This window comes from Blautia faecis, from assembly GCF_020554845.1.
In the GTDB taxonomy this organism is placed as follows: Bacteria; Bacillota; Clostridia; order Lachnospirales; family Lachnospiraceae; genus Blautia_A; species Blautia_A faecis.
In genome coordinates this window covers 56,511-80,586 of sequence record NZ_JAJCIA010000006.1, presented here as the reverse complement: position 1 = coordinate 80,586, position 24,076 = coordinate 56,511, and the positions used below count along the sequence as shown (strand labels likewise).

18 protein-coding genes are annotated in these 24,076 nt (G+C 44.1%); 8 read left to right on the top strand and 10 right to left on the bottom strand.

Translation table 11 applies throughout. From position 1 onward, the window contains the following. Nucleotides 1-44 precede the first annotated feature (44 nt). On the top strand, nucleotides 45-1,436 hold the full coding sequence (locus LIZ66_RS04765; RefSeq protein ID WP_408611497.1) for an MATE family efflux transporter: 1,392 nt from the start codon (nucleotides 45-47) through the stop codon (nucleotides 1,434-1,436). A 280-nt stretch (nucleotides 1,437-1,716) separates the two neighbouring features. Here LIZ66_RS04765 and LIZ66_RS04760 read toward each other — a convergent pair whose 3' ends face one another. Next, the gene (locus tag LIZ66_RS04760; protein ID WP_227200521.1) at nucleotides 1,717-2,952 is read right to left on the bottom strand and encodes a M56 family metallopeptidase; all 1,236 of its coding nucleotides are present in this window, start codon (nucleotides 2,950-2,952) and stop codon (nucleotides 1,717-1,719) included. A 28-nt stretch (nucleotides 2,953-2,980) separates the two neighbouring features. After that, nucleotides 2,981-3,385, bottom strand: a complete 405-nt coding sequence (locus LIZ66_RS04755) for a hypothetical protein (protein WP_173715990.1) — start codon at nucleotides 3,383-3,385, stop codon at nucleotides 2,981-2,983. 280 nt (nucleotides 3,386-3,665) lie between these two features. On the opposite strand from LIZ66_RS04755, the gene LIZ66_RS04750 reads away from it, so the two are divergent. Together LIZ66_RS04750 and LIZ66_RS04745 are read left to right on the top strand one after the other, a co-directional pair. After that, on the top strand, nucleotides 3,666-4,736 hold the full coding sequence (locus LIZ66_RS04750) for a 5'-3' exonuclease (RefSeq protein ID WP_195379719.1): 1,071 nt from the start codon (nucleotides 3,666-3,668) through the stop codon (nucleotides 4,734-4,736). A 180-nt stretch (nucleotides 4,737-4,916) separates the two neighbouring features. Continuing rightward, complete coding sequence (locus LIZ66_RS04745; protein ID WP_195379718.1) at nucleotides 4,917-9,719, top strand: fibronectin type III domain-containing protein; 4,803 nt, start codon at nucleotides 4,917-4,919, stop codon at nucleotides 9,717-9,719. 112 nt (nucleotides 9,720-9,831) lie between these two features. Here LIZ66_RS04745 and nrdG read toward each other — a convergent pair whose 3' ends face one another. The 5 genes from nrdG to LIZ66_RS04720 all read right to left on the bottom strand — a co-directional run bounded on the left by nrdG (nucleotide 9,832) and on the right by LIZ66_RS04720 (nucleotide 16,262). After that, a complete protein-coding gene (nrdG, locus tag LIZ66_RS04740; RefSeq protein ID WP_118578070.1) occupies nucleotides 9,832-10,341 on the bottom strand; it encodes an anaerobic ribonucleoside-triphosphate reductase activating protein in 510 nt (169 codons plus the stop codon). A gap of 76 nt (nucleotides 10,342-10,417) precedes the next feature. Next, complete coding sequence (gene nrdD / locus LIZ66_RS04735; protein WP_118578071.1) at nucleotides 10,418-12,607, bottom strand: anaerobic ribonucleoside-triphosphate reductase; 2,190 nt, start codon at nucleotides 12,605-12,607, stop codon at nucleotides 10,418-10,420. A 432-nt stretch (nucleotides 12,608-13,039) separates the two neighbouring features. Beyond that, nucleotides 13,040-13,903 (bottom strand): carbohydrate ABC transporter permease, encoded by an 864-nt coding sequence (locus LIZ66_RS04730; protein WP_118578072.1) that lies wholly within the window; start codon nucleotides 13,901-13,903, stop codon nucleotides 13,040-13,042. Nucleotide 13,904: 1 nt separating this feature from the next. Beyond that, a complete protein-coding gene (locus tag LIZ66_RS04725; RefSeq protein WP_227200503.1) occupies nucleotides 13,905-14,783 on the bottom strand; it encodes a carbohydrate ABC transporter permease in 879 nt (292 codons plus the stop codon). Between the two features lie 249 nt (nucleotides 14,784-15,032). After that, nucleotides 15,033-16,262, bottom strand: a complete 1,230-nt coding sequence (locus tag LIZ66_RS04720; protein ID WP_226837204.1) for an ABC transporter substrate-binding protein — start codon at nucleotides 16,260-16,262, stop codon at nucleotides 15,033-15,035. Between the two features lie 478 nt (nucleotides 16,263-16,740). Between LIZ66_RS04720 and LIZ66_RS04715 the strand changes: the two genes are divergently transcribed. The 3 genes from LIZ66_RS04715 to LIZ66_RS19820 all read left to right on the top strand — a co-directional run bounded on the left by LIZ66_RS04715 (nucleotide 16,741) and on the right by LIZ66_RS19820 (nucleotide 18,236). Beyond that, complete coding sequence (locus tag LIZ66_RS04715; RefSeq protein ID WP_148462016.1) at nucleotides 16,741-16,998, top strand: hypothetical protein; 258 nt, start codon at nucleotides 16,741-16,743, stop codon at nucleotides 16,996-16,998. Nucleotides 16,999-17,131: 133 nt separating this feature from the next. After that, complete coding sequence (locus LIZ66_RS04710) at nucleotides 17,132-18,064, top strand: AEC family transporter (RefSeq protein WP_227200501.1); 933 nt, start codon at nucleotides 17,132-17,134, stop codon at nucleotides 18,062-18,064. Nucleotides 18,065-18,131: 67 nt separating this feature from the next. Continuing rightward, nucleotides 18,132-18,236 (top strand): DUF6783 domain-containing protein, encoded by a 105-nt coding sequence (locus LIZ66_RS19820; RefSeq protein WP_308768381.1) that lies wholly within the window; start codon nucleotides 18,132-18,134, stop codon nucleotides 18,234-18,236. Here LIZ66_RS19820 and LIZ66_RS04705 read toward each other — a convergent pair. From LIZ66_RS04705 to gnpA, 3 genes are all read right to left on the bottom strand, one after another. Further along, complete coding sequence (locus tag LIZ66_RS04705) at nucleotides 18,231-19,574, bottom strand: sensor histidine kinase (protein WP_227200499.1); 1,344 nt, start codon at nucleotides 19,572-19,574, stop codon at nucleotides 18,231-18,233. The two genes, LIZ66_RS19820 and LIZ66_RS04705, sit on opposite strands and share 6 nt — an antisense overlap. 2 nt (nucleotides 19,575-19,576) lie before the next feature. Next, nucleotides 19,577-20,293: a LytR/AlgR family response regulator transcription factor gene (locus tag LIZ66_RS04700; RefSeq protein WP_118578074.1), complete on the bottom strand. Its 717-nt coding sequence runs from the start codon at nucleotides 20,291-20,293 to the stop codon at nucleotides 19,577-19,579. Between the two features lie 117 nt (nucleotides 20,294-20,410). Continuing rightward, nucleotides 20,411-22,573 carry a 1,3-beta-galactosyl-N-acetylhexosamine phosphorylase gene (gene gnpA, locus LIZ66_RS04695; protein WP_227200498.1) on the bottom strand — a complete coding sequence of 721 codons (2,163 nt, stop codon included), beginning with the start codon at nucleotides 22,571-22,573 and terminating at the stop codon, nucleotides 20,411-20,413. A gap of 271 nt (nucleotides 22,574-22,844) precedes the next feature. Here gnpA and LIZ66_RS04690 point away from each other — a divergent pair, with 271 nt between their 5' ends. Together LIZ66_RS04690 and LIZ66_RS04685 are read left to right on the top strand one after the other, a co-directional pair. Further along, the gene (locus LIZ66_RS04690) at nucleotides 22,845-23,669 is read left to right on the top strand and encodes a helix-turn-helix domain-containing protein (protein ID WP_148462020.1); all 825 of its coding nucleotides are present in this window, start codon (nucleotides 22,845-22,847) and stop codon (nucleotides 23,667-23,669) included. Between the two features lie 165 nt (nucleotides 23,670-23,834). Beyond that, nucleotides 23,835-24,044, top strand: coding sequence for a hypothetical protein (locus LIZ66_RS04685; RefSeq protein WP_187564817.1), 210 nt, complete (start codon nucleotides 23,835-23,837; stop codon nucleotides 24,042-24,044). Nucleotides 24,045-24,076 lie beyond the last annotated feature (32 nt).

The following is a 24,076-nucleotide window of genomic DNA, read 5'->3' as shown; positions in this document are numbered from 1 at the left end:
TACTCTGGCAGCAGACCGGAAGAGGCTTCCGGTGGTGCTGGCATATGGATGAGGGAGCGATAGAGTTGAGTAAAAATAAGTACGAAATTGATATGTGTAACGGAACCATTATGGACAAGCTGGTTTCTTTTGCCATTCCGCTGATGGTTTCCGGAATCCTGCAGCTGATGTTCAATGCTGTGGATATTATTGTGGTGGGACGGTTTTCCGGCAGCCAGGCCCTGGCAGCAGTTGGTTCCACTACCGCTTTGATCAATGTGTTTACCAATCTTTTTATTGGTGTTTCACTGGGAGCTAATGTTCTGGCTGCCAGATTCTATGCGGCAGGTAAGGCGAAGGAGATGTCAGAAACGGTACATACGTCTGTGACACTGGCTTTGGTCAGTGGTGTGGCGATGGCTGCTGTAGGACTTGTTTTTTCAAGATGGGCACTGGAGGTTATGGGAACGCCTGCGGATGTGATTGACCAGTCCACTTTGTATATGAGGATTTATTTCCTGGGAATGCCGTTTTTTATGCTTTATAACTATGGTGCAGCTATTCTGCGTGCGGTAGGGGATACCAGACGTCCGCTGCTGTTCCTGGTTGTGGCTGGTGTGACCAACGCGGTGCTGAATATGATTCTGGTGATCGTGTTTCATCTGGGTGTTGCAGGTGTTGCCATTGCGACCATTATTTCCCAGCTGATTTCCTGTATTCTGGTTCTTAGATGTCTGTATATGACGGACAGCAGTTATCAGCTTCGGTTTTCCAGATTGTGTATGAAGAAATTTTATCTGGTACAGATTTTTCAGGTGGGAATACCGGCAGGAGTGCAGAGTACGGTTATTAACATTTCCAATGCGCTTTTGCAGTCTTCTGTAAATTCCTTTGGTTCCACTGCCATGGCTGGTTATACGGCGGCGAATAATATTCTGGGATTTTTGTATGCGTCTGTAAATGCGGTCACTCAGGCCTGTATGAGCTTTACCAGCCAGAATTATGGCGTTGGGAAATATAAACGTATGGACAGAGTGCTGCTGGACTGCGGAATCCTGTCTTTTGTGATCGCCCTTGTGCTGGGATGCGGCTCTTACATGTGTGGCGGTGAGATCCTGAAGGTTTACACAGAGGATCCGGAGGTTATCCGATGCGGTGTGGAAATTCTTTCCATCACCACAGTGCCCTATTTCTTATGTGGAATCATGGATCTTTTTCCTGGCGCTCTCCGGGGAATGGGACATTCCGGTGTGCCTATGATCCTTTCTATTATCGGTACGGTTGGTACTAGAATTGTGTGGATCTTCTGGATATTCCCACAGCACAGAAGCCTGTACACCTTGTTTATTTCCTATCCGGCATCTTGGTTTATTACCATTGTGCTGCAGGTAATCTGTTTTGTGTTTGTGAGACGGACAGTGCATGGACAGCTGAAGGGTACCGGGGAAACGGTGTGATGGAAAGGAAGAAGAGAAATAAGCCCAAAAGGGTTGGGTTAAAAGGCGTTTGAAAAGGGCTGTCTGCAAAGTGGATAAGATGTAGGTGTGAAACGTTATAATATGTTTCTGAAACGGGTAAGAGCCAGGGAAAGCGAAACGCTTCCCTGGCTCATTTTTAGCTTCCGTTCCCTCTGAGCTTCACGAAAGATAATAATGGAAAATGACATAATTGGGTAAGTGTGAATGATTTAATAATTCGGCTGGGCTAACTTCCTCCCATTAAAGTTAGTGCAGGCGATTATTTGTGTGGGCATTTGGCGTAGGTGCGTGTGCCAACGTAATCCATGATGACAAGGTGGTTGCATTTCTGACAGATTTTAGCAGTGTAAGTTTTAACGACACAGCCACCGTTGCTTTTTGAATTATGAACATCCGCATATCCAGATTTAAAATCGTGTGTACAAATAATTGCACGTGGTTCTAAATCGGAGTCATTGACTAAGATATTTACGTGTTCATCTGTTTCAAAGTAGATATTAGAATTTGCAAAGGGGTTGTTTGAAGCACTGTCAACAAATGATACTGTTTCATTAAGTTGCACAGAATCTGCCGCTTCCGTTGTCTGCATCGGTGCATATCCAAACACCGTAGTCCCGCTCAAAAATACAGATGCCAATATTGCCGCAGCAGTACCAATTTTACTGGCTTTTCTATTCTTCATCATAATAAATTCCACTCTCCTTTTCATCGTATGTTTGGCCCCCAACAAGTTGTTTTTCCAGACTACAGGAACCTGTCTGTTTCTTGCGGAAAGATTCACGAGAGCGACTGCGTAGGCTTTTCTCTCCTCCGTGGTGAAACCTTCAGTGGCGGCTTGATCTGCAATATTTTCGGAAAAGCTGGTGTAAAGCAGAAGCGTAAGCAATGTTAACGGGTTATAAAAATGAAGGCAAATGGCTAACAGGCAGAGCAGCTTTACAGCTGAGTCATGACGGCGCAGGTGTGAATATTCATGCCGCATAATCATTTCTGACAATCTGGAATCCTCAAGGCTCTCCGGCGCGACAATGAAAGGCTTCAGGAAACCTATAGTATAGGGAGAACCAATAAGGGGAGAAATACGGTATTCTACATCCCCGATTCCAGGTAAGAAACAAGTTCTTTTCTCAGTAATCTTTTTCAGCTTTCGCGTGAGCCGGTGATACTTTATGATTTCGTAAACACTGAAGCCTGAGATTAAAAATAGCCAGCATAATCCAATCATAAGAATCCAGTCGGACATCCATAATGAAATTCCGTGATAAGAAATTGCTCCTTTGTCGTCAAAATTGATGTAATAAGAGATGTTTGCAAGAGCGTCTGTTCTTATCAAAACATCTGTTGGCATCAGATATTTAACCACCTGAAACGGTATCAAATACCCCGCCAGACTCAGAAACACCAGGTTCCGGCCAAGCCGGTATGAAAATTTTTTCCTTTGGAGAAGCAATAGCAGGAGACAGATGATCAGTGGCACTGTTCCTGCTATGCTCATACAGATTAAAAGCATGCAAGTCCCTCACTTAAAATTTGTCAATAAAATCCAGCAAGTCCTTCTGATCTTCTTCGCTGAGATCGGAATCTTCGGCAAAGGCACAGAACAGACAGGTAAGTGAATTTTTAAAGCTCTGGAAATCAGAATCTCCAGAATCCCTGCAGCTGGTCTGGCGATTTTTTATCAGCTCCTTCATCGCATTCCGGAACAACAGGTTCTTCTTATCAAGCTTTCGTCTAAGCTGCAAACAGTGTACGAAGAGACCTAAGGTTACCAGAGGAAGGCTAAAGGATAACAGAATTGCTTTCGCCAGGTAAAAGGCAGCAGCCGGCTGATCCAAATTCGGAATTCCGTTCATCATGCAGATCAGCAGCGAGCATCCGGTGACGATCACAAAGAGAACGCCGGATAAGGTTAAAATTATTTTTTTCATTGAGTACCTCCTCATTCTACGTAGAGCGGGAATTCAGAAATAATTTTGTTTTCTGCTCCCTTCACTATATATACGAAAACCAGAGAAAGAAATAACACGAAATCTGAAAAAATTTTTGGAAATTTTTCAGATAAGATAAATTTATGGTATACTTACAGAGAGATTGAGAAAAATTACAGGTCTGATATCATATCAGATATTGAAAAGACACTTCCTGACAGTGTGTAAAAATCAACGCTTCGTTAGGAAACTGTCAAATAATCATAGAAGGAGAACAATTATGCCCAAATTTCTGATCATCGACGGCTCCTCCATGCTGTCCACATCCTATTACGGAAATCTTCCCAAATCTATCCTTTTCGCAAAGACAGACGAGGAAAAAGAGAGACACTATCCGGAAATCCTGCACACCTCCGATGGAAAATACACAAATGCCATGTTCACCATGCTTCGCACCCTTCTGGCTGTCTATAAGAAGGTAAAGCCGGAATACGTGGCATTTACCTTTGACATGACAAGAGATACTTTCCGCCGCACCCAGCTTGGCGCCGATTTTTACAAAGCCAATCGCAAGGAGACTGCCCAGCCATTAAAAGAACAGTTTATCCAGATGGAAGAGCTTCTGAAAGCAATCGGCTGTCCGGTATTTATGAGCCAGGACTATGAGGCTGACGATTATGCGGCATCTCTTGTGGAGAAATTCCAGGGCCCGGATCTGCAGACTTATGTGCTTACCAAGGATCACGATTATTTTCAGCTGGTAAGCGAATATACCCGCATGTGGCGTGTTGTTACGAAGGATAAGCTGGAGAATTTAAAGGATGCATATGGCCTGTTTGGAAAAGAGGCTTACGAGGAACTCCCTTCTAATGTATTTGAATATACACCGGAAATTGTCTGTTCTGAGGAAGGGGTATATCCGGAACAGATTCCTGTGCTTCTGGCGATCACTGGAGATCCAGGCGATGGAATTCCAGGCTGTAAGGGCGTTTCCTCAGCAGCAGCGCCGCTTGTAGCAGAATATAAAACCCTGGACGCGATCTATGAAGCAATTGAGGACTGCGAAGACGTGGCAAAGAAAGAAAAGGAACTGAATACTTTCTGGAAAGAAAACCTTGGAATAGGCAGAAGCCCTCTGAAAGCACTGAAAACAAATAAAGAGATGGTATACTTAAGCGAACAGCTGGCAACTATGAAACATGACATTGAGATAAAAGAAAGCCTGGAAGATATGCGGCTTCATATTAATGCAGAAGAACTGATCAGACAGTTAAAGCGCTACGAAATGAACAGTATTTTGACGGAATATGAAAAAACACTAAAATTGTCAAAATATAAAGAAAACACTTAATTGTCAGAAAAAAGAGAAAATATCAGAAAAAATACAAATGGGTGTGGGTAATGTGTGCTTATTTGCACAAAATACATAAATTATTCACAAAACACTTGCCTAAAACGGAGTAATACGCTATAATTTCCCCATACTACTTATTGATCAATTTCAATAAATTTAATTCATGGAGGGAAATGTATGAAGAAAGATTTGAAAACACTCAATAAGTCTGTTGCCATTGCAATTGCAGCGGCAATGACCGCAACTTCCGCACCGACACCACTTCTGGCGTCAGATTTTACAGATGGAGGAGATTTCGTATCTGAGTCTCCGGCAGCGGAAGCGGACACCACAGAGGAAGCTGCTGTAGAGGCAGATGGCTTCGGAGATGAAGCCGCAGTGGCAGCTGTTACAGAGGATGGCTTCGGTGACAGTGAGGCAGTTGCAGACGCAGAAGAGAGCGGAAGCACCGACGAGGTTGCTGCTTTTGATGCAGAGGCACCTGGCAAGATCGGACATGTTGCATTTGATGAGGAGGATAAGAATGTTCTTACCTGGTATGCAGACCAGAAGGCAGATGAATACCAGATCCGTGTAACAGACGGAGAGTACACTTACCGCTACTATTATAATGCAAGCGAGCCAGAGACCGGTTATCCGTCCACAGTCAACTTAAGCTATAGTCTTACAAATCTTACCATGCAGCCGTTCAAGGTTGACGCAGAAGGAAACCTTGTATACAAACCAGATGGTAAAAACGGATATATTGCAGGTCTTGAGAATGGCAAGACATACAAGGTTTCCGTTCGCGCCGTAAACCGTAACAGCGCAGATGGAACTGTTGCATATGGTGAATGGTCTGACGCTGTAGATTATACCTACGCAAAGAAGGTCGCTGAGCCGAAGAGTGTGACAATTTATGCAGCTGAAAGAAAGAATCAGATTCAGGTATCCGGCGAGAACCAGAACCTCGAGGTTTCCATTAAGGATGAAGCTGGAAATGAATATTATTCTTATGCATACGGAGCAAAGGAACCCTCCTATGTAACTACTTCAGGTAACTGGCTCAATTTCTATGAGAATTACGGTTATCTGCTTAAAAAGAACGACACCACAGGTCTTTATGAAGTCGCTTCTGATGCAGACGGAAAATATATCGGTGCTTTCCAGAAAGGCAAGAAATATACCGTTAAAGTCCGTGCATATACAGGCTCCGGCGATGAGAAGAAGGTAGGCGACTGGTCCAATGAACTGGTTGTAGAAGCAGACGACAGCGGCAGTCTTGTACCAGAGAAGACCGGTAATTTCAAATACAACGATGAATATGAATATGTAAGCTGGAACCGTATCCAGAATACATATGTATCCCAGTACGAAGTTGAAGTAGATGGAAAAGTTGCCTTTACAACAGATTCCAATTATTCCTATCCAAACTTCTATTTAGGAAGAACCTACGGAGAGTTCAAATTTGAAAGAGGTAAAACCTATACCATCCGTGTCCGCGGAATTAATTACAGATATGAGAATGGTGCAAACAAGAAGCAGGAAGGTGAATGGTCTGACGCTTATACAGTAACTTATAAAGCTGTAGATACAAGCCTGAAGAAAATCTCCGGTGTAACAGCATCTTCTTATGTTCTCAGCTGGAATCCGGATAAGAATGCAGACAGCTATGAGATTAAGATTACAGACGAAGCTGGACGTGAGTACTTTGAGTCACTGGCATCCGATCGGAAGAGTGGCAGGTATACCAGAGTAAGCGGCACCAGATATTCCTTTGATGAGTCTGATTATAGAACTTATACAAGCGTAGACGGAGTTCTGGAACCTGTTATTTATCCGGCTACCGGTCAGCCTGTTTATGCATTTGAAGACGGAAAGACCTATAATCTTTCTGTTCGTGCCGTTAAGATCGGAGAGGATGGTAAGGAAGTATACGGAGACTGGTCCAATGCATTTGCATACAAAGTAACCGCTTCAGATGCAGGTACCAGTGAGAAGCCTGCAGCTGTTTCCGGTGTAAATGTAAACACAGAGGCTAGTGAGCCAACCTTGCGTTGGAACGCACTTGACAATGTAAACCGCTATGAAATCCTTGTAAAAGATTCTGCCGGCCGTGAATACGTGAGCTCAGCTTCTCTGAAGGATGACGGAACTGTTGATAAGACCTACTACAGCGTCGGACGCGGTAATTTCCCAAGTGTTTCCCTGTCAGAGCTTAAAGATGAAGATCTGTATACATATACAACAGATCCTAAGGTTTCATTTGACCGTGTAAGAGATGAGAATGGCGATCCGATCAAGGCAATGGCTCCTGGAGAATCCTATACTTTCCAGGTACGTGCAGTACGCACTTATACCGTTGATATAGACGGAAAGAAAGTCACAAAGACCGTAGAAGGCGACTGGTCAGCACCGTCCGCTGCATTTACAGTAGATGCTCTTCAGCCGATCACAGATCTTCAGTATGTGAAAGCTGACGACAATTACTATTATTTCACATACAGTGCAAAGGTTGATTTAGACAGCGTATGGTATCAGATCGCAACAGGCACAGAATTTACTACTGCAACTATGGTAAGTGACTGGAGCAGCTTCTATTATGATGGCTCAGCTGGTTCCGCGAAACTGAAGATCAGCAAAAACAACAGTAATCTGGAAGCAGGAAAAACCTATTATGTTCGTGCAGTGAGCAGTGCAGACAGACCGGAAGAGGAAGAGGTTGCAAAACTGAAACCTGCAGCAGTCTCCTTCACTACAGATGCAGAAAAGGCACCTAAGAATGTAACTGGCTTAGAGATGTATAAAGAATCTGAAAACAGCTTCGAATTCCGTTTTGATGCTGTTCTGGAAGATGGCGACTCTTATGAGCTCCAGTACACTGATAAGGCACAGCCTTCCGAAGAGGACTGGGTAACAGCTTCTTCCAGTGGTTACTATGATGAAGATGAAGATGAGTACTATGAGGATGATGATGCACTTACATTGAGAAAATCCTTATTAAAAGAAGGAGCAACCTATGTAAGAGTTGTCGCTTATGTAAAAGACAAGAGCGGAAACAAGAAATACGGTACTCCTTCCAATGTAGTAGCTGTCAATGTCTCCAAAGCCACTTCAGCGATCAGCAACCTGAAGCTGGTTGAGAAAACACCGGATGGTTATGTATTCTCCTATGACGGAACTGTAAGAAAAGAAGAAGATGTAGAATTCTGGTATTCCGAATCACCTGAATTTGTAAATGATTACAAGGTTACAGATTGTATTTCTGGTGAGAATAATAAGGCAACACTTTACTTTGAATCACTTACACCAGGCAAGACCTATTATGTGCGTGCCCGTGTAAAAAATGATAAGGCAGCTACACTTGCACAGAAATACAGTGCATACACAAATACAGCATCATTTAAAGCTGGTATGCCGAATATATCTGTAACAAATGTTATCACAGCTAAGACCGTTACCTTAAAGATGAGCGCTGAAAGCGGATCAGAAAGCTGGCTTACCGGCTATCAGATCCAGAGAAAGAATGGCAAGAAATATAAAACAATTGCCAAAACTACAGACAGCGTTTATAAGAACACCAAACTGAAAGCAGATACTACCTATACTTACAGAGTAAGACCATATTATTATGATTCCGAAACAGGCAAGACCACTTATGGAGCATGGGCTTATAATAAGGTTACTACCTGGGGCGGTGCGCTGAAGCTGAAAGCAACACCTAAGAGCACAACTTCTGTAAAACTGTCCTGGACCAAGATCAAAGGTGCTAAGGGATATGAGATTTACAGATGTGAAGGATCTTCTATTGGAGATACTGTAGCAGCTGGCATGACCAACAATTTTGCTAAGTATAAACTGATCAAGACTACAAGTGCAAAGGCTTCCAGTTATACAGACAAGAAGCTTCAGAGCGGTATGGATTATTACTATCTTGTAAGAGCATACAAGACTGTAGGAAACAGCAAGTATTACATTGATGAAGGTGTATATGCAAATCTTAGCTTCGAGATGACTACCGTTAACAGAATTTCTTATGCAAACGGTAAGATGAAGTTAAGCTGGCAGCCGGTATATGCAGGAAAGGGTTATCTGGTTGAGAAGAGAAATGAAGAGACTGGTGCATGGGAAACCTATAAGACACTGAAAGCTTCCACATCTTCCATTACATTCCCGGCAGCAGATACGGAAACAACCTATCGTGTACGTGCATACAGAGGACAGGAATACAGCAATGAAATCAGAGCAACAGTTAATCCTGTTTTAGCAACTCCTGGCAATGTAAAAGCTGTTGCAAACAAAGCAGATGGAAGTATTACTGTAACATGGAATCCGGTAGCAGGTGCTGATTACTATCGTGTATACAGAACCACCTCTTCCTGGAACAGATATAACAAAGACAGCAATTCTTACAGCTATAGTTACGGTTCCAGTGCAACTGTCCCGAATTATGTTGCTGATTCCACAACAGTCAGCGGATACAAATTCGTTAGTGAACTGAAGGAAACGACTATTACAGATCGCGAGATCAAGTACACCTATAATGGTGCAACAAGCACAGAGTACAAAGGACCGAAAGCAGGAGTAAAATATTACTATTATGTAATTGCTTACAAGAATGGTAAGTCCTATGAGTACAAAGATTCTGCTGATGAAACATATACAAGTGGTGCAAGCAAATCTGCAAGTGCTATAGTTTCCACAGCAAAGATCGCGAAGCCAACCAGTCCAAAAGCGAAAGCAACAAAGGGCAAGATTACTGTCAGCTGGAAGAAAGTAACAGGAGCTACCGGATATCAGGTATACCGTTCCACTAAGAAAGGTTCCGGATACAAACTGGTAGGAACTATTACAAAAGGCTCCAAAGTGAAATATGTTGACAAGAGCTCCAAGAAAGCTGGAACCAAGTATTATTACAAAGTACGCGCCGTTGGAAACAACGAAGCAGGTGTTCCAATCTATTCTTCTTACAGCACACCAAAATATGCGAAAGCAAAATAAATAAAGTGTAATAAAATCCCCCTCCTGTTAGACAGGAGGGGGATTTTCGATTACCCAGATGTAAAAACTTATGCAACTATTTGAATGCAGATATAAGAAAAGAAGACCCGTATCACAGGCCTTCTTTAATAAGCTTACCATCTTTTAAATGCAGAATTCGCTGATTGCTGCTCCCTCTGAACTGAAGGGAGAGGTTTTTCAATTCCTGAATAAACTCTCCGTCTACCAGAACGTCGATGCAGGAAAGCATCCGGTCTGTAAAAGGAGTGTAGATCTTACCTCCGGGAACCATATCTTTGTCAAAAAGATATCCACTGTAACACCAGATGGATTTATCCGGAAAGGTACGCCTGATCTCTTCCAGAAGCTCTGCCAGAACAGGCTGATTCTCTGGCTCGAATGGCTCGCCGCCGAGTAGGGAGAAGCCCTCTATATAAGACGGAGCAAGCAGCTCCAGGAGCTTATCCTGAGTCTCCCGGGTAAATGGCTTACCGTAGTTAAAATCCCACGTAGGTGCGTTAAAACAGCCCTTACAGTGGTGCCTGCAGCCAGATACGAACAGGCTTACACGCACGCCTGTGCCGTCTGCTATGTCGTAGGATTTAATGTTTCCGTAGTTCATAACTGATTCCTCTTTTCCTCCTGTGCCTGATAATCAAATACACACATCTTGCAGAAAACCCGGAAACCATTACTTATTACAGATGTAATACACGATCCTTGATCTCCTGGGTACGTCCCTGGTTCCAGAACTGGGTACCGATGTATCCGCAGGTTCTTCTGGCAACGCTCATCTTGTCCTGATTGCGGTTACCGCAGTTCGGGCATTCCCAGATCAGCTTGCCGTTCTCGTCTTCTTTGATCTGGATCTCTCCGTCATATCCGCAGACATCACAGAAATCACTCTTGGTATTCAGCTCTGCATACATGATGTTATCATAGATAAACTTCATAACAGAGAGAACTGCCGGAATATTCTGCTTCATATTCGGAACTTCCACGTAGCTGATGGCTCCTCCTGGAGAAAGCTTCTGGAATTCAGACTCGAATTTCAGCTTGGAGAATGCGTCGATCTCCTCAGTAACGTGAACGTGATAGCTGTTTGTAATATAATTCTTATCCGTAACTCCTGGAATGATGCCAAAACGCTTCTGGAGACATTTGGAAAACTTGTATGTGGTGGATTCCATCGGAGTGCCATATACAGAGTAGCTGATGTTCTCAGCTGCCTTCCACTGGGCACATTTGTCATTGAGGCGCTGCATAACCTTCAGCGCAAACGGACGAACCTCAGGGTCTGTATGAGGCTTTCCGTACATTCTCATGCACATCTCATGGAGACCTGCATATCCAAGTGAGATCGTAGAATAGCCGTCATAAAGAAGCTTGTCAATGGTCTCACCCTTCTTAAGCCGTGCAAGAGCACCATACTGCCACAGGATCGGGGCAACATCGGAAACTGTGCCAAGAAGACGCTCATGTCTGCAGCGGAGTGCTCTGTGGCAAAGCTCCAGGCGCTCCTCCAGAATCTCCCAGAACTTATCAAAATCGCCGTCTGAGGAGCAGGCTACATCTACAAGGTTAATGGTAACAACACCCTGGTTAAAACGACCGTAGAACTTGTAGGAACCGTCCGGGTTCTTCTGTTTCTCCTCAACGGTAAGGAAGGAACGGCATCCCATGCAGGTGTAAACATTGCCGTTTTTTAACTGGCGCATGATCTTGGCTGAGATGTAATCCGGAACCATACGCTTGGCAGTACATTTCGCTGCAAGCTCTGTGAGGTACCAATATTTGGAATCCTCGTGGATGTTATCCTCATCCAGCACATAGATCAGCTTCGGGAATGCAGGTGTGATCCACGCACCGCGCTCGTTCTTAACACCCTGCATACGCTGCTTCATAACTTCCTCGATGATCAGTGCAAGGTCATCACGGGTGCGTCCCTCCGGAACTTCATCAAGATACATGAAAATCGTTACAAATGGTGCCTGTCCGTTACAGGTCATAAGAGTGATCAGCTGGTACTGGATCGTCTGGATACCACTCTGGATCTCATCCTTCAGTCTGCGTTCCGATACCTTCTGGATGATCTCATCATCAAGAGGCTCACCGCAAGCCTTACGTTCCTCGATTACCTTGTTACGGATCTTCTGGCGGCTGATGTCTACAAAAGGAGCCAGATGGGCGAGAGAGAAGGACTGTCCGCCGTACTGATTGCTGGCTACCTGTGCGACGATCTGTGTGGTAACGTTACATGCGGTAAAGAAGCTGTGAGGCTTCTCAATCAGTGTCTGGCTGATAACCGTGCCGTTCTGGAGCATATCCTGCAGATTGATCAGGTCACAGTTATGCTCACGCTGTGCGTAGTAATCGGAATCATGGAAATGAATGATTCCCTCGTCGTGAGCCTTTACGATCTCCTCAGGAAGAAGAACACGCATGGTCAGGTCCTTGCTGACCTCGCCTGCCATGTAATCACGCTGGGTAGAGTTAATAGTAGGGTTCTTATTGGAGTTCTCCTGCTTGGCATTCTCATTAATCTGGTCAAGAAGAGCAAGGATGCTGTCGTCTGTGGTATTGGACTTGCGGGTAAGCTCTCTCTTGTAGCGATAGCGCACATACTTCTGTGCAACCTCATAACCGCGCATCTCCATAATGCCGGTCTCTACCATATCCTGAATATCTTCCACATTGACAGCGTGGGAGGATTCAAGGGCACGGGTGGCAATCATATCAGCAAGCGCTGTGATCTGGTAATGACTCAGCCTGTGAAGCTTAGAAACCTCCTCATTCGCTTTTTCAACGGCGTTGATGATCTTCGCCTTATCAAAAATAACTTCCACGCCATTTCGTTTAATGACGTTTGCATTGACCTCAGTACTCATTCTTTCAAATCCCTCCATATATTGTGTTTAAATCTTTGATTACATACTAGATGTTGTGCACTATCAATATTACAGTATTCTACAGAAAAGTCAAGGTCAAAACCATTGATTTTAAAAATCTGTGAAATGTGCTGAATTTTCGTCAGCAGGACAGAAGAATCATTCGGTGATCTCCGGTATAGAGTTCCTGAAATGTGCGGAATCATCGGGGTTATTCCGTATGTGAAATTTTACCGTACACAATAAAACAGTTACTGGATGACCAGTAACATGCTTTGTATGATTTCGCGCCGCAGCTGTGAACAATGTTCACAAAAACACCTGGCGGAATACTGCCTTCTGAATAGTTATGGGGCATGAACAAAGGGCTGCCCTGGGCAACCCTTTCTCGCGTCCGCATCTTCCTCTATTATACTTGGAAAAAAATAAAAATCAACCCTTGACACCACCAGAAGTGAGTCCTCCAACCAGATTTTTTTCGATTCCGACGAACAGAATCACAACTGGAACAATTGCATAGAGGGAAGCAGCAAACAGATACTGCCACTCGATCATATTGTAACCGTTGAAAATATTGATACCAACGGTGAGAGGCTTGAAGGTATCAGTGGAGATCAGTGTCAGTGCCACTGTATATTCGTTCCAGGCGTTGATAAATACGAAAATAAGCGCTGTAACGATACCAGGTGCAGCAACAGGCAGAAGGATCCTTAAAAGGGCATGTACGCGGTTACAGCCGTCAATAGTGGCAGCCTGCTCCATCTCAGGGGAGATGCTCAGGAAAGTACCGCGGAGCAGCCAGATAGCAAATGCCTGGTTAAATGCTGCGTTGATAAAGATCAGGCCGATAATGCTGTTGGTAAGATGGAACGCCATCATAACCTTGTAGATACCGATGAGAAGTACAACCGGTGCGAACATCTGGGAGACAATAACAAATCCCAGAAAAGCAGTCTGGCCTTTGAATTTCATTCTGGACAGGGCATAAGCAGCTGGGATACCGCAGACCATAGCCAGAAGAGTGGAGCCTCCTGCGATCACAATGGAGTTCATCATGTAATTGCTCATGGGAGCCAGCTTCCATACGTCTGTGAAGTTGGACCAGATGGCCTCAACAGGGAAAATAGTTCCATTCATGGAAAAGATTTCCGCGCGGCTTTTAAGAGCAGTACATACAGTTACAAAATATGGGTATAAAGTTATCAGACAGATGGCGATGATCACTACATAGAGCAATACACGCAAAACTGTGTTTCTGGTATTTTTTTTCTTAACTGAAGCATTGGTGTTTGCCATATTATTCGTCTCCTTTCTTCAGTACGGAAACCATGTACAGGCTGGCGCAGAAAAGAAGAATCAGGAAGCCGATAACAGATACGGCTGCTGCCTGTCCCTGTTTGCCGTTGTAGAAGGCCAGTTTGTACAGATAGGTAACCAGGGTGTCGGTACGGTTAGCAGGGTCACCCTTGGTGATGGTCCATATGATCGGAAAAGAGTTAAATACGTAGATAATGTTCAGGATGGTACTGATGGTAAGATTCGGACGTACCAGCGGGATGGTGATCTGGAACATTTTCTGCCAGTAGCTGGCTCCGTCTACGGCTGCTGCCTCATAGTAGCTGGCATCAATACTCTGCAGACCGGAAAGTACGGTAAAGGTTACAAATGGAATGGTAACAAAAATACCGCAGGCAATTTCCCAGGCGAAATAAGCACCGGCAGTAGGAGTCCAGTTCACAGCGTGGTCAATAATGCCAAGCTTCATCAACAGTGTATTTAAGGTACCGTAATCTGTGTCGATGATGAATTTCCAGATACTTGCCTGAACGATCAGGGTTGTGGCCCATGGGAAAACAACAACGGCACGTGCAAGCTTACGGCCTTTAAATTCATTGTTGAGGAGGATCGCAAGGATAAATCCAAGGAGTGTGGAGATGCCGACTACGGCAACGGTCCACACAAGGGTGTTTTTCAGCACCATGGCAAAAACAGGGCTGCTTGTTACCTTGCGGAAATTTTCCAATCCGGCGAAGCCTTTGATCAGACCAGCTTTGCTGACGTCGCTTAAGGCCATACGGAATACAAAGATAATAGGAACCAGGATGAAAATTGCCATGAGAAGGACACTTGGCAGGATCCATATATATGGTTCCACTTTTTTGAATTTTTTCTTCACAGGGATACCTCTCTTTTTATAAAAATAGCGTTGACGCTGCGCAGACAAGCACAGAAAACGGCGTTTGTTACGCAGAAAAACAGAACCTTCTTGTGACAAATACAAGAAGCAGCGTTTGCTTCGCAAAAAGGTGGAACCTTCTTGTGCCTGGCACAAGAAGTAGCGTTTGCTTCGCAAACTTAAAAATGGACCGGACCCGTAAGTCCGGCCCATTATCTTCCTCGTAATGGGAAAAACAGTGGATTAAGATCAGCCAGCGATTTCTGCCTGAAGGTCATCCAGTAATTCCTGAACGTCGCCGCCAAGAAGAGCATTCTGCTCTACGTTGATAACGCCCTGTTTTACATCTGCCCATTCTGCTTTCGCTGTTGGATAGAATTTACAGCTGTCTAAGATATCAATCCAGCTTGCCATATCTTCGTTAGCTGCTGCGAGAGCCTCGCCGCCGGACTTGGTTGCCGGAAGGAATCCCTCCATGTCAACCCACTCTGTATAACGGGCATCATCATAGAAATAATCAAAGAATGTGGAGATAGCAGCTTTCTCATCATCTGAGTAGTCGTTATCGAAGCACATGAAGCGGTCCATAACACCTGCGGATACAGATTCGCCTGTATTGGACGGAATGGAAGCAACGCCGTAGTTTACTTCATTTCCGCCTGTAGCAATGTAGGTAGGTAAGCTGTTCGGTGCGATGAGCATAGCTACTTTGCCAGCGCCGAACATATCCTGCAGATCATAACGGGTATCGTTAGCAGGATCGGTGTTTGTGTAACCGGAATTTACAAGATCAATTGCGTACTGGATTGCTTCAACGTTCTGCTCACTGTTCAGTGTCCAGTTACCTTCATCGTCAACAAATCCGCCGCCGTTGTTCCAGGTGTAGTATGCGAATGCTGCCTGACCTTCGTCAGTAGTCATATCGATACCCCATGGATAAATGCTGTCGTCATAAGCCTTAAGAGCTTCACATGCAGCTTTCAGTTCATCCCAGGTAGTAGGAACTTCTACGCCTGCTGCATCAAGGATGTCTTTGTTATAGTACATAGCACGTGCAGATGCAAGATCCGGGATAGCCCATACAGTTCCGTCAACTTCTGATTGTGCAAGGAATGCATCGTACATCTTGCTGTAGGTCTCTTCAGAAACAACGTCCTGGATTGGAAGAAGGAGATCATCTGCCTGATAATCTGCAAATACGTCGATATTCAGGACATCAGGAGCTTCGCCATTGGCGATACGTGTATTTACTACGGTGTAGATATCGTTCCAGGAAACAACTTCTACGTTCAGGTTAATGTCCGGGTTTGCTTCATTAAATTCTGTCACGAAGTTCGCCCACCAGTCAGCAGTCTGCTGACCATACTGTGCAGCAATGACGTTTATGTCTACTTTGTCTGCGGCGGATGCGGTGACCGGAGTCATGGAGAGGGCCATTGATAAAGCTGCGCCTGTTGCTAAAACCTGTTTCATTTTCATAAGTATTACCTCCCTTTAGATACGAGTTGAGGCATTCCATAGATACATCCTTGTACCAAATGGAGTGCCTCTCTGTAGAAAATAGCATACAACAAAAACAGTCAGATGTCAACAGAAATTGGTGAAAAAAACAATGAAAAATATCAAAAACAAAGAAAAACACAACGAAATACACAAAAGAAAAAACAAAAAACCACAAAAGCCATGGAAAAAATGTAGAGAGTAGAATAAAATAACAGATGAGTTATAAAAAATTATACAAAAAACGAGAAGTATGGTACGAAATCATACAAATCAGGATTTCTTTGCTCACGAAGAAATTACGATAACCAGGATTTGGTTAAAATGTGGTTTGACATTTCAGGGGCGGATATTATACAATCATATTTAATCGAAAAAATTCAGGAAAGGAGTATGCGGCAGTCAAAAAGAACTGAGAGGGTAAGCCCTGATGGCATGCACTGCTGCAGAACATAAAATGGAAGAATTATACGCTGCAATTGAGAAAAAAATCAAAGCTTCCGGTTATCCGCGTGAGATTTCCGGTGCAGATGTGTATGATGATATCTGCGACCAGATCGAGGGAAAAGAGAACGGAAGCTATATTCTGCTGTCCAAGTTTGAGGATGATGTAATCTTTGAGTATCATATCACGGTAATGGATGATGATTTTAATCTCGGGGTTCTTACCATGCGTACGCCTGAGGGAGTATTTGAGACCGATTTTGATGAATAAAAGAACTATTCAGACACGCTCTGGCAGAAGAGTTTGCCATACGAAATATCCTGTAAGGTAAGAAATCAGGAAGAGTCTGGATTAAGAAATACCAAAATACAATATTAAGAAATACATAGAAAGCGTGCATAAAATGAAAGTATTGGAAATTATTTTGCCCGTACTGGTGATGATCCTTCTGGGCATGGCCTGCAAGCGGCTGAAACTGCTGGATCAGAATGGAATTAACAATATGAAGCTTCTGGTGACCCAGATCATGCTTCCTGTAGCAATTTTCCATGCCCTTGCTACGGCAGATTATAATAAAGAAACCGGAATTCTGGTTGGAATCATGTTTGTAATGCTGGTTGTTTCCTTTAGCATCGGTTTTTTACTCCGCCCGCTTATGCCGGCAGAGCGTTACCGGAAATATCTGCCCTTTATGGTCAGTGTATACGAAGGCGGTTCCATGGCCTATCCTTTATATACCAGCCTTTGCGGAGCGGAGAACCTTTCCCAGATCGCTGTGCTGGATATTGCAGGTCTTTTGTTTGGCTTCAGCGTCTATATGGGAATGCTCGGACAGGTGGAAAACGGGGAAAAGATTGATCCGGGAAAACTGTTTTCCAGTGCAATACGTACACCGGCGTTTATTGCAAGTGTGCTGGGAATCATTGCCGGACTTACCGGTGTGGTGCAGAAGCTTCTTGCCGGACCGTTTGCAGGTACCTATACAAGTGTGGAGAACATTCTCACCACTTCCATAACCTCAGTTATTCTGCTGGTGGTAGGATTCAGCATTGAATTTGATAAGAAACTTCTTTCCACATGTATCAGGACCATTGTACTTCGTATTCTTCTTCAGGCAGTCATGATCGGGGGAGTGCTGCTGGCAATACATTACATAGTGGGAGATCATCTGCTTTTGAACCTTGCAGTGATCAGCTACATGTCCGCTCCAGCCACATTCAGTATGCAGACCTTCCTGAAGAGTGAGGATGGAAGCGCTTATGTTTCCACCACCAATTCTCTGTATTGCCTGGTATCCATACTGGTGTATGTGGTCATGGCATTTGTAGTTTATTGATGCAGAAAAAGAAAGCTTCAGACAGTATCATTTTTGATATTGTTCTGCAGCTTTCTTTTTTTGTTGGATTCAGGGAAAATATACTGCAAAGTGGGGCGTGCAGATTGCGAGAATGATTTTTCAGATACGCTCCAGAGTGTGTCTGCATGAAACCTCTCTGCTTTGCTTATAGATGAGAAACGGCTGTTTTCTGTATGCGCAGCATAATTTTTGCAGTAAAAACACCATTTTCATAAGTGAAGCTGCTGTCTCCTCCGTTTTTTTCTGCAATGTGGCGGACAGACTGGATTCCCACTCCGTTTCCGGGACGCTTGGACGACTGGAAAATATGATTTTTCTCCTGTATTTTCCCTTCAAAGGTATTTTCCACCTGGATCAGGAGAAGGTGCTTATGATGAAGGTAAACCTCTGCATGGATTCTCCTGTTGAAAGGCTTTGCTTTCAGGCTGGCTTCCAGAGCATTTTCCAGAAGGTTGGAGAGAACCAGGCACATATCGATCTGGTCTATGGAAATGTGGGCTGGCAGAGCTGCATTTGCCTGGAAAGGAATGTTCTCCCGTTTTGCCAGAGCGGCATAATGGCTGATCACGCTATCAGCCGCCTGGTTTTCACAAAAATGCAGGTTGTAGTCTGGGATTTTACTGTTTGCATTGGAAAGATATTCTTTTATTTTTTCCAGATCTCCCTTTTCAGCCAGGGAAGAAAGCTGCAAAAAGTGATGGCGGATATCATGTCGTGCCTGTCTTGCCTCCTCTATGGCAGAGCAAAGGTTCTCATATCGTGCCTGCTGAAGGGAGAGAAAATGGTTTTCCTGCTGAAGCCTTGCATTTTTATTCAGGCTGTTGGCCATCATAAGAAACATTGTGTAAAACAGCATGAGAATTATAAGAAGCACCAGGCTGATCACAATGTAGCCCTGCAAAATACGTCCGGTATACAGAGTTCCCTCATATTTGGGAATCATAAACAGGTTCAGACCTATAAAAATCAGTGGCAGTATCCAGAAAACATACCAGGTCTGGGCTAAATTTTCGTCATCAATCATAGTGCGGGCTGCATGGGAGGCTGGGTACCAGGCGGCAGCAACGAACAGAAGACATATTACATTGTAAAAAATACCGGCACTGGTGTGAAACCAGATTTCTGTTTCTGGAAGTCCAAGTCTTTCTGCCACAATGGCATTTACTGCTCTGGAAAGGCTGTTTACACAGGCAAAGACCGCACATACTGCCAGAAAAATGCTGCCGGATTTCCAGATAGAGATAGTCAGGCTTTTGTGATAGATCAGCATCAGTACCAGCAGAGTGGGAAAAAGCACTGAGCTGGTAGGGATGTTAAGAAAGTAACAAAATCCTCCTTCCAGGAGACAGATTCCTGCCAGAAGAGGTGCAAGCCATGCAGCCAGTCTGCCGGGCGGTTGTTTCAGATATGTCTGTACCGGCAGATAGGCAAGGAACAGACCAGAAATCATTACCGTAAGCTCCAGAACAGGTCTTAATATAGTATTCATATTCAATGTCCCCTTTGAAACAGAAAATCCATAAAAGTCTGTCTTGCATTTTTAACCAGCTTCCGGCTGACGGAAATCCGGGTTTCATCGTCCAGGATAAACAGGGCTCCATCAAAATCAACAGCATGCTCCAGATTGATCACAACGCCTCTGCTGCAAAGATAAAATCTTGGATCCATTTTCAGGGATGCAGTAAAGGCTTCGAAGGACTGGCGGGTGATCAGCTCTTTGCCGCCGGTAGTGTGAATATGGATCATATGGGAAAAATGTTCTGCGTATATAATATGTCGAAACGGAACCTGTACATTGCTTCCATTTACTTTTATATCTATGTATTTTCCGGAATCCGGGATCCGGGAAAGAACCTCATCGATCAGGTCTGAAATTTCATTTTCGGGATATGGCTTCACAAGGTAGTGCATGGCACGGACCTTGAACCCATCCAGAGCATGATCCGTAGAAGTGGTAGTAAAAATTAAAAGTGCATCCGAGTCAAATGTCCGAAGCTCTCTGGCAGTCTCGATCCCATTTGCACCACTCATGTAGATGTCCAGAAAAACGACGGTGAAAGGACGTTCCTTTGCCGCAATAAGAAAATCTTCTCCATTTTCAAATTCAAATAAATTTACGTGAATCCCACGTCTGGAAAGTTGTTTCGTCAGTACGTCTGCGAGCTTGTCACGCTCTTCTTTAATGTCATCAACAATTGCAATTCTCATAATGGTTTCCTTTGTTTTGTGATAGGTTTATTATAATACCATTCGCGCCATTTTCCAACACTTCGTGACAGAATTATTGAAATATGATGTGGTTTAATTATAATAAACCTATGACTATTAAATCTGGTACCATTTAATTTCGTTTGCATCCATATGAAGCGGGAAGCTGCTGCCATCTCCTTTATAGACGACTGTATCCTGTGACTCGTAAGTATTGTTTACGACACAGTACTTGCCATTCTTTACATAAGCGTGGACCTCTACATTATAATTGGTGGAATACCATCGGTTCAGTTCGTCCTCGGCAGATGCAGACCAGAGAACCGCACGGTAGAGCACACGGCTGTTTCTGAAGCTGTATGGAAGTCCGCTGATGTAAACACCGCGGCCTTTTCCAAAGGTTTTTACTGCCATCTGTACCTCATGGTCATTCTGGATCAGGATCCGGGTTTCCGGAAGCGCAAAAATATTCTTTTTGCCCTCACCGAAGTCCACATCACCTTCTGCATCAGCCAGAATAAAGTGGTCTCTGTGTTCCTCCCAGTTGTATTTATCGGTATTTAAATTGAAGCCTCTTTCTTCTTCCACACCCAGTACATCATCCAGCTGGAAGAATTTTCCCTGCCACTGATGGGCTGCAGGCTCGCCAACTCCGATGAAACCGCCGCCATTGTAAACGAACTCCTTTACAGCAGTAATAATGGTTTCATTTACCCAGTACTCGCCGCCGCTTTGCGCAGTATCCGCATCCCCTACATTGATCACAACATCAAATTTTTTCAGCAGATCCTTATCTGCCAGAATATCATCAAAACTGATAAAGGATACATCAAAGGGTGCACCGCTTAATGCCTCAATAATGCCAAAGTAAGAGTAATTCTGTTTGTAATAGATTGCGTGATGTACCATATGATTGCCCCAGGAACGCATGCGCCCCCAGCAGTTTAACACAGCAACACGTTTCACGCAGTAAGGAGTCACACCCTGGATATTATCATAAAGGGTGCGGAATTCCTGGCAGACCTCTTTAATGTACTGGACAAAATCCGGGAACTGAAGAGCCAGCTTCAGATATCCGCCATAACCAATTCTCTGGATGGGGCTTCTGAGAATGGCACGCCTTGCAGTTACCCAGTTTACCTTCGCCTCTTTCACCGGGTCTCCACCTTCGTGGAAGGTGTCCGGGAAAAAGTATGGAAGAAATCGTCCTTCCGTGTATTTTACATTTTTAATATCGCTGAACAGACGCAGGGTTGCACCATTTCCTACACTTCCAACCACAGCATCAAGACCGATGGAAGCAAACTCATCCATAAATGGCTCCATGCCGATCCAGTGGTCACCCATGAACATCATGGCTTCTTTGCCATATTCATGGACAATGTCTACCATTTCCTTTGCAAGCTTCGCGACCTCGCGGCGCTGGAATGCCTGGAAGTCCTTGAATTCCTTAGATGGAATGCGATAGGTATTGTTCATGTAGCCCTGGTCGATAATGTATTCCGGGCGGAAGGGATAACCAACCTCTTTTTCAAACTGCTCCAGCACATATGGACTGACAGATGCGGAATAACCGAACCAGTCTACATATTTTTCCCTTGCCAGCTCATCAAAGATCAGGGTGAACTGATGGAAAAAGGTGGTGAAGCGTACCACATCCACATACTGGTGGGTGTCAAGGAATCTGCGGAGGCGCTCCAGGGAATGAGTTCTTGTCTTTGGCTGGCGCACATCAAAGGTGATCTGCGGCTCTACATCTTTCCAGTCGTTTACCACTGCATTGTACATATGTACCGGATCCCACATAATATAAGCCAGGAAGCTGACGGTATACTCATGGAACGGTTTTACAGGTGTAATTACCACATTTCCGCTCGTTTCATCATAATGCCACTGACTTGCCGGAACCACTGCTCCTGTGGTACGGTCGATTACTTCCCACCACTTTGTGATATCATCGCGTGTGTTCACCTTCAGCATATCCGGGTACAGGTGGTCCATAAGGTGGATTTCCAGTTTGTCTGATGTTGCGGTGTGGAAAGAACTCATAATGTACATTTGCTGGATCTCATCCGGATTAGCCTTTGCCCAGGCATTGTCCTTTCGGGTGGTGTAGTAGGTAGCGTAGATTTTCGCACCAGTGTCCTTCAGCTCCTGTGGGAATTCGGTTCCATCACAGTCACGGATGGCATCTGCGCCCCACTCATTCATAATATCCAGTGTTTCCTTTACCACATCCAGGTTGGTAGGAATAGTAACTCTGCCTTTTTTCTGTTCCATTTTGCGACCTCGCTTTTCTTTTTTTTATTTACAAGGGTTGTTAACATTGTTTGATAGTTGTTTTTTTCTGTAATATAAGAATACGTTTTTGACAGCTGTTTTTCAACAGAGTTGTTGCTAAGGTTTTTAGAAATATTGCTGTATTTTCCGTTCTATGGTACTCTAAGTGTGCGAGTGTTTATTCCCTGTTGTTTGAAAACGCTGTATTCGGAATATCGGGAGCCGACAGCGCAGACAACAAACTATAGTTTATGATACATAAGGAGAATCTATGAGTACACGTTCCTTTTCTTTTTCCAATGATAATCCACTTTCTACAGAAGCAGTTCTGGTGAATGCCTCATCCTCCAGATACGAAGAGGACTGGCCCAGCATTCCCCATACCCACGCTTTTACGGAGCTTTTTTATGTTTCCAGAGGAAGCGGCGAATTTCTTATAGAAAATCAGCGGTTTTCCATTGCCAGGGACGATCTGGTCATTATCAATCCACATATCCTGCACACGGAAACTTCTCAGAGCGCTGCGCCCCTTTCTTATTATACTGTAGGAGTGGATGGAATTAGTTTTTCTTTCCGGGATCAGAAGGAATTCCAGATTTTCAACTGCCGGAAGATTAATACAGATCTTTTGTTTTATTTCCACTCCCTTTTTCAGGAATTAGATGAGAAAAAAGAGGGTTATGAAGAGATTTGCAGACATACGCTCTCCATTCTTATTGCCCAGCTTCGCAGGATAACAGATTCCGGCTTCCAGCTGGTGCCTTCTTTTCATCCAAGTAAGGAGTGTGCACAGGTCAAGCGCTATCTGGATTCTAACTATGGGGAAGATATCAATCTGGATCAGCTGGCGGCATTAAGTCATCTGAACAAATATTATCTAAGCCACGAGTTTACACGATATTATGGGATTTCTCCCATTAATTATCTGAACCGGCGCAGGATTGAGGTTTGCAAAAATCTTCTGGAAAATACAGATCATGATATTTCTGACATTGCCCATCTTGCAGGCTTTTCTTCCCAGAGCTATCTGGCGCAGAGTTTTCGGAAATCTTGCGGTATGACTGCTATGGAGTACAGACGAAGCAGGCGTGAATAAACAGAGATATTATTTCCGGAGGATTTTTTGAAGAAACGTTACCAGTGACCAGTCACATTTTGGTTAAAATGCCAAAAAATAGTTGAAGACACAGGTGAAAAATTGTATAATTGACTATAGTAAAAAGTGAAATCGTATTAAAATCATATACAGGAGGAAACTATTATGAAAGAAGCGAATGACAAAAAAGAGAGCATGAAGCCTGTGAGTCAGGCAGTTGTTGAGTTGGATGATGAAGCATTGGATCAGGTCAGCGGAGGCCTGAAGAGGCTGGACAGCGATTGGAAGCCGGAAATAACAGAGGTTTGCAAGTTATGCGGCTCCACCAGAAACGTCCGTGGTGGTTTATGCCTGGCATGCAAAAACAAATGTTAACAGCAAAAGAAAGGATAAATTTAAAACGGTAT

Bases quoted from the DNA above. Each gene is read 5' to 3' on its own strand.
- LIZ66_RS04765 (WP_408611497.1), top strand. From the start codon at position 45: ATGGATGAGGGAGCGATAGAGTTGAGTAAAAATAAGTACGAAATTGAT.
- LIZ66_RS04760 (WP_227200521.1), bottom strand. From the start codon at position 2,952: ATGAGCATAGCAGGAACAGTGCCACTGATCATCTGTCTCCTGCTATTG.
- LIZ66_RS04755 (WP_173715990.1), bottom strand. From the start codon at position 3,385: ATGAAAAAAATAATTTTAACCTTATCCGGCGTTCTCTTTGTGATCGTC.
- LIZ66_RS04750 (WP_195379719.1), top strand. From the start codon at position 3,666: ATGCCCAAATTTCTGATCATCGACGGCTCCTCCATGCTGTCCACATCC.
- LIZ66_RS04745 (WP_195379718.1), top strand. From the start codon at position 4,917: ATGAAGAAAGATTTGAAAACACTCAATAAGTCTGTTGCCATTGCAATT.
- nrdG (WP_118578070.1), bottom strand. From the start codon at position 10,341: ATGAACTACGGAAACATTAAATCCTACGACATAGCAGACGGCACAGGC.
- nrdD (WP_118578071.1), bottom strand. From the start codon at position 12,607: ATGAGTACTGAGGTCAATGCAAACGTCATTAAACGAAATGGCGTGGAA.
- LIZ66_RS04730 (WP_118578072.1), bottom strand. From the start codon at position 13,903: ATGGCAAACACCAATGCTTCAGTTAAGAAAAAAAATACCAGAAACACA.
- LIZ66_RS04720 (WP_226837204.1), bottom strand. From the start codon at position 16,262: ATGAAAATGAAACAGGTTTTAGCAACAGGCGCAGCTTTATCAATGGCC.
- LIZ66_RS04715 (WP_148462016.1), top strand. From the start codon at position 16,741: ATGGAAGAATTATACGCTGCAATTGAGAAAAAAATCAAAGCTTCCGGT.
- LIZ66_RS04710 (WP_227200501.1), top strand. From the start codon at position 17,132: ATGAAAGTATTGGAAATTATTTTGCCCGTACTGGTGATGATCCTTCTG.
- LIZ66_RS04705 (WP_227200499.1), bottom strand. From the start codon at position 19,574: ATGAATACTATATTAAGACCTGTTCTGGAGCTTACGGTAATGATTTCT.
- LIZ66_RS04700 (WP_118578074.1), bottom strand. From the start codon at position 20,293: ATGAGAATTGCAATTGTTGATGACATTAAAGAAGAGCGTGACAAGCTC.
- gnpA (WP_227200498.1), bottom strand. From the start codon at position 22,573: ATGGAACAGAAAAAAGGCAGAGTTACTATTCCTACCAACCTGGATGTG.
- LIZ66_RS04690 (WP_148462020.1), top strand. From the start codon at position 22,845: ATGAGTACACGTTCCTTTTCTTTTTCCAATGATAATCCACTTTCTACA.
- LIZ66_RS04685 (WP_187564817.1), top strand. From the start codon at position 23,835: ATGAAAGAAGCGAATGACAAAAAAGAGAGCATGAAGCCTGTGAGTCAG.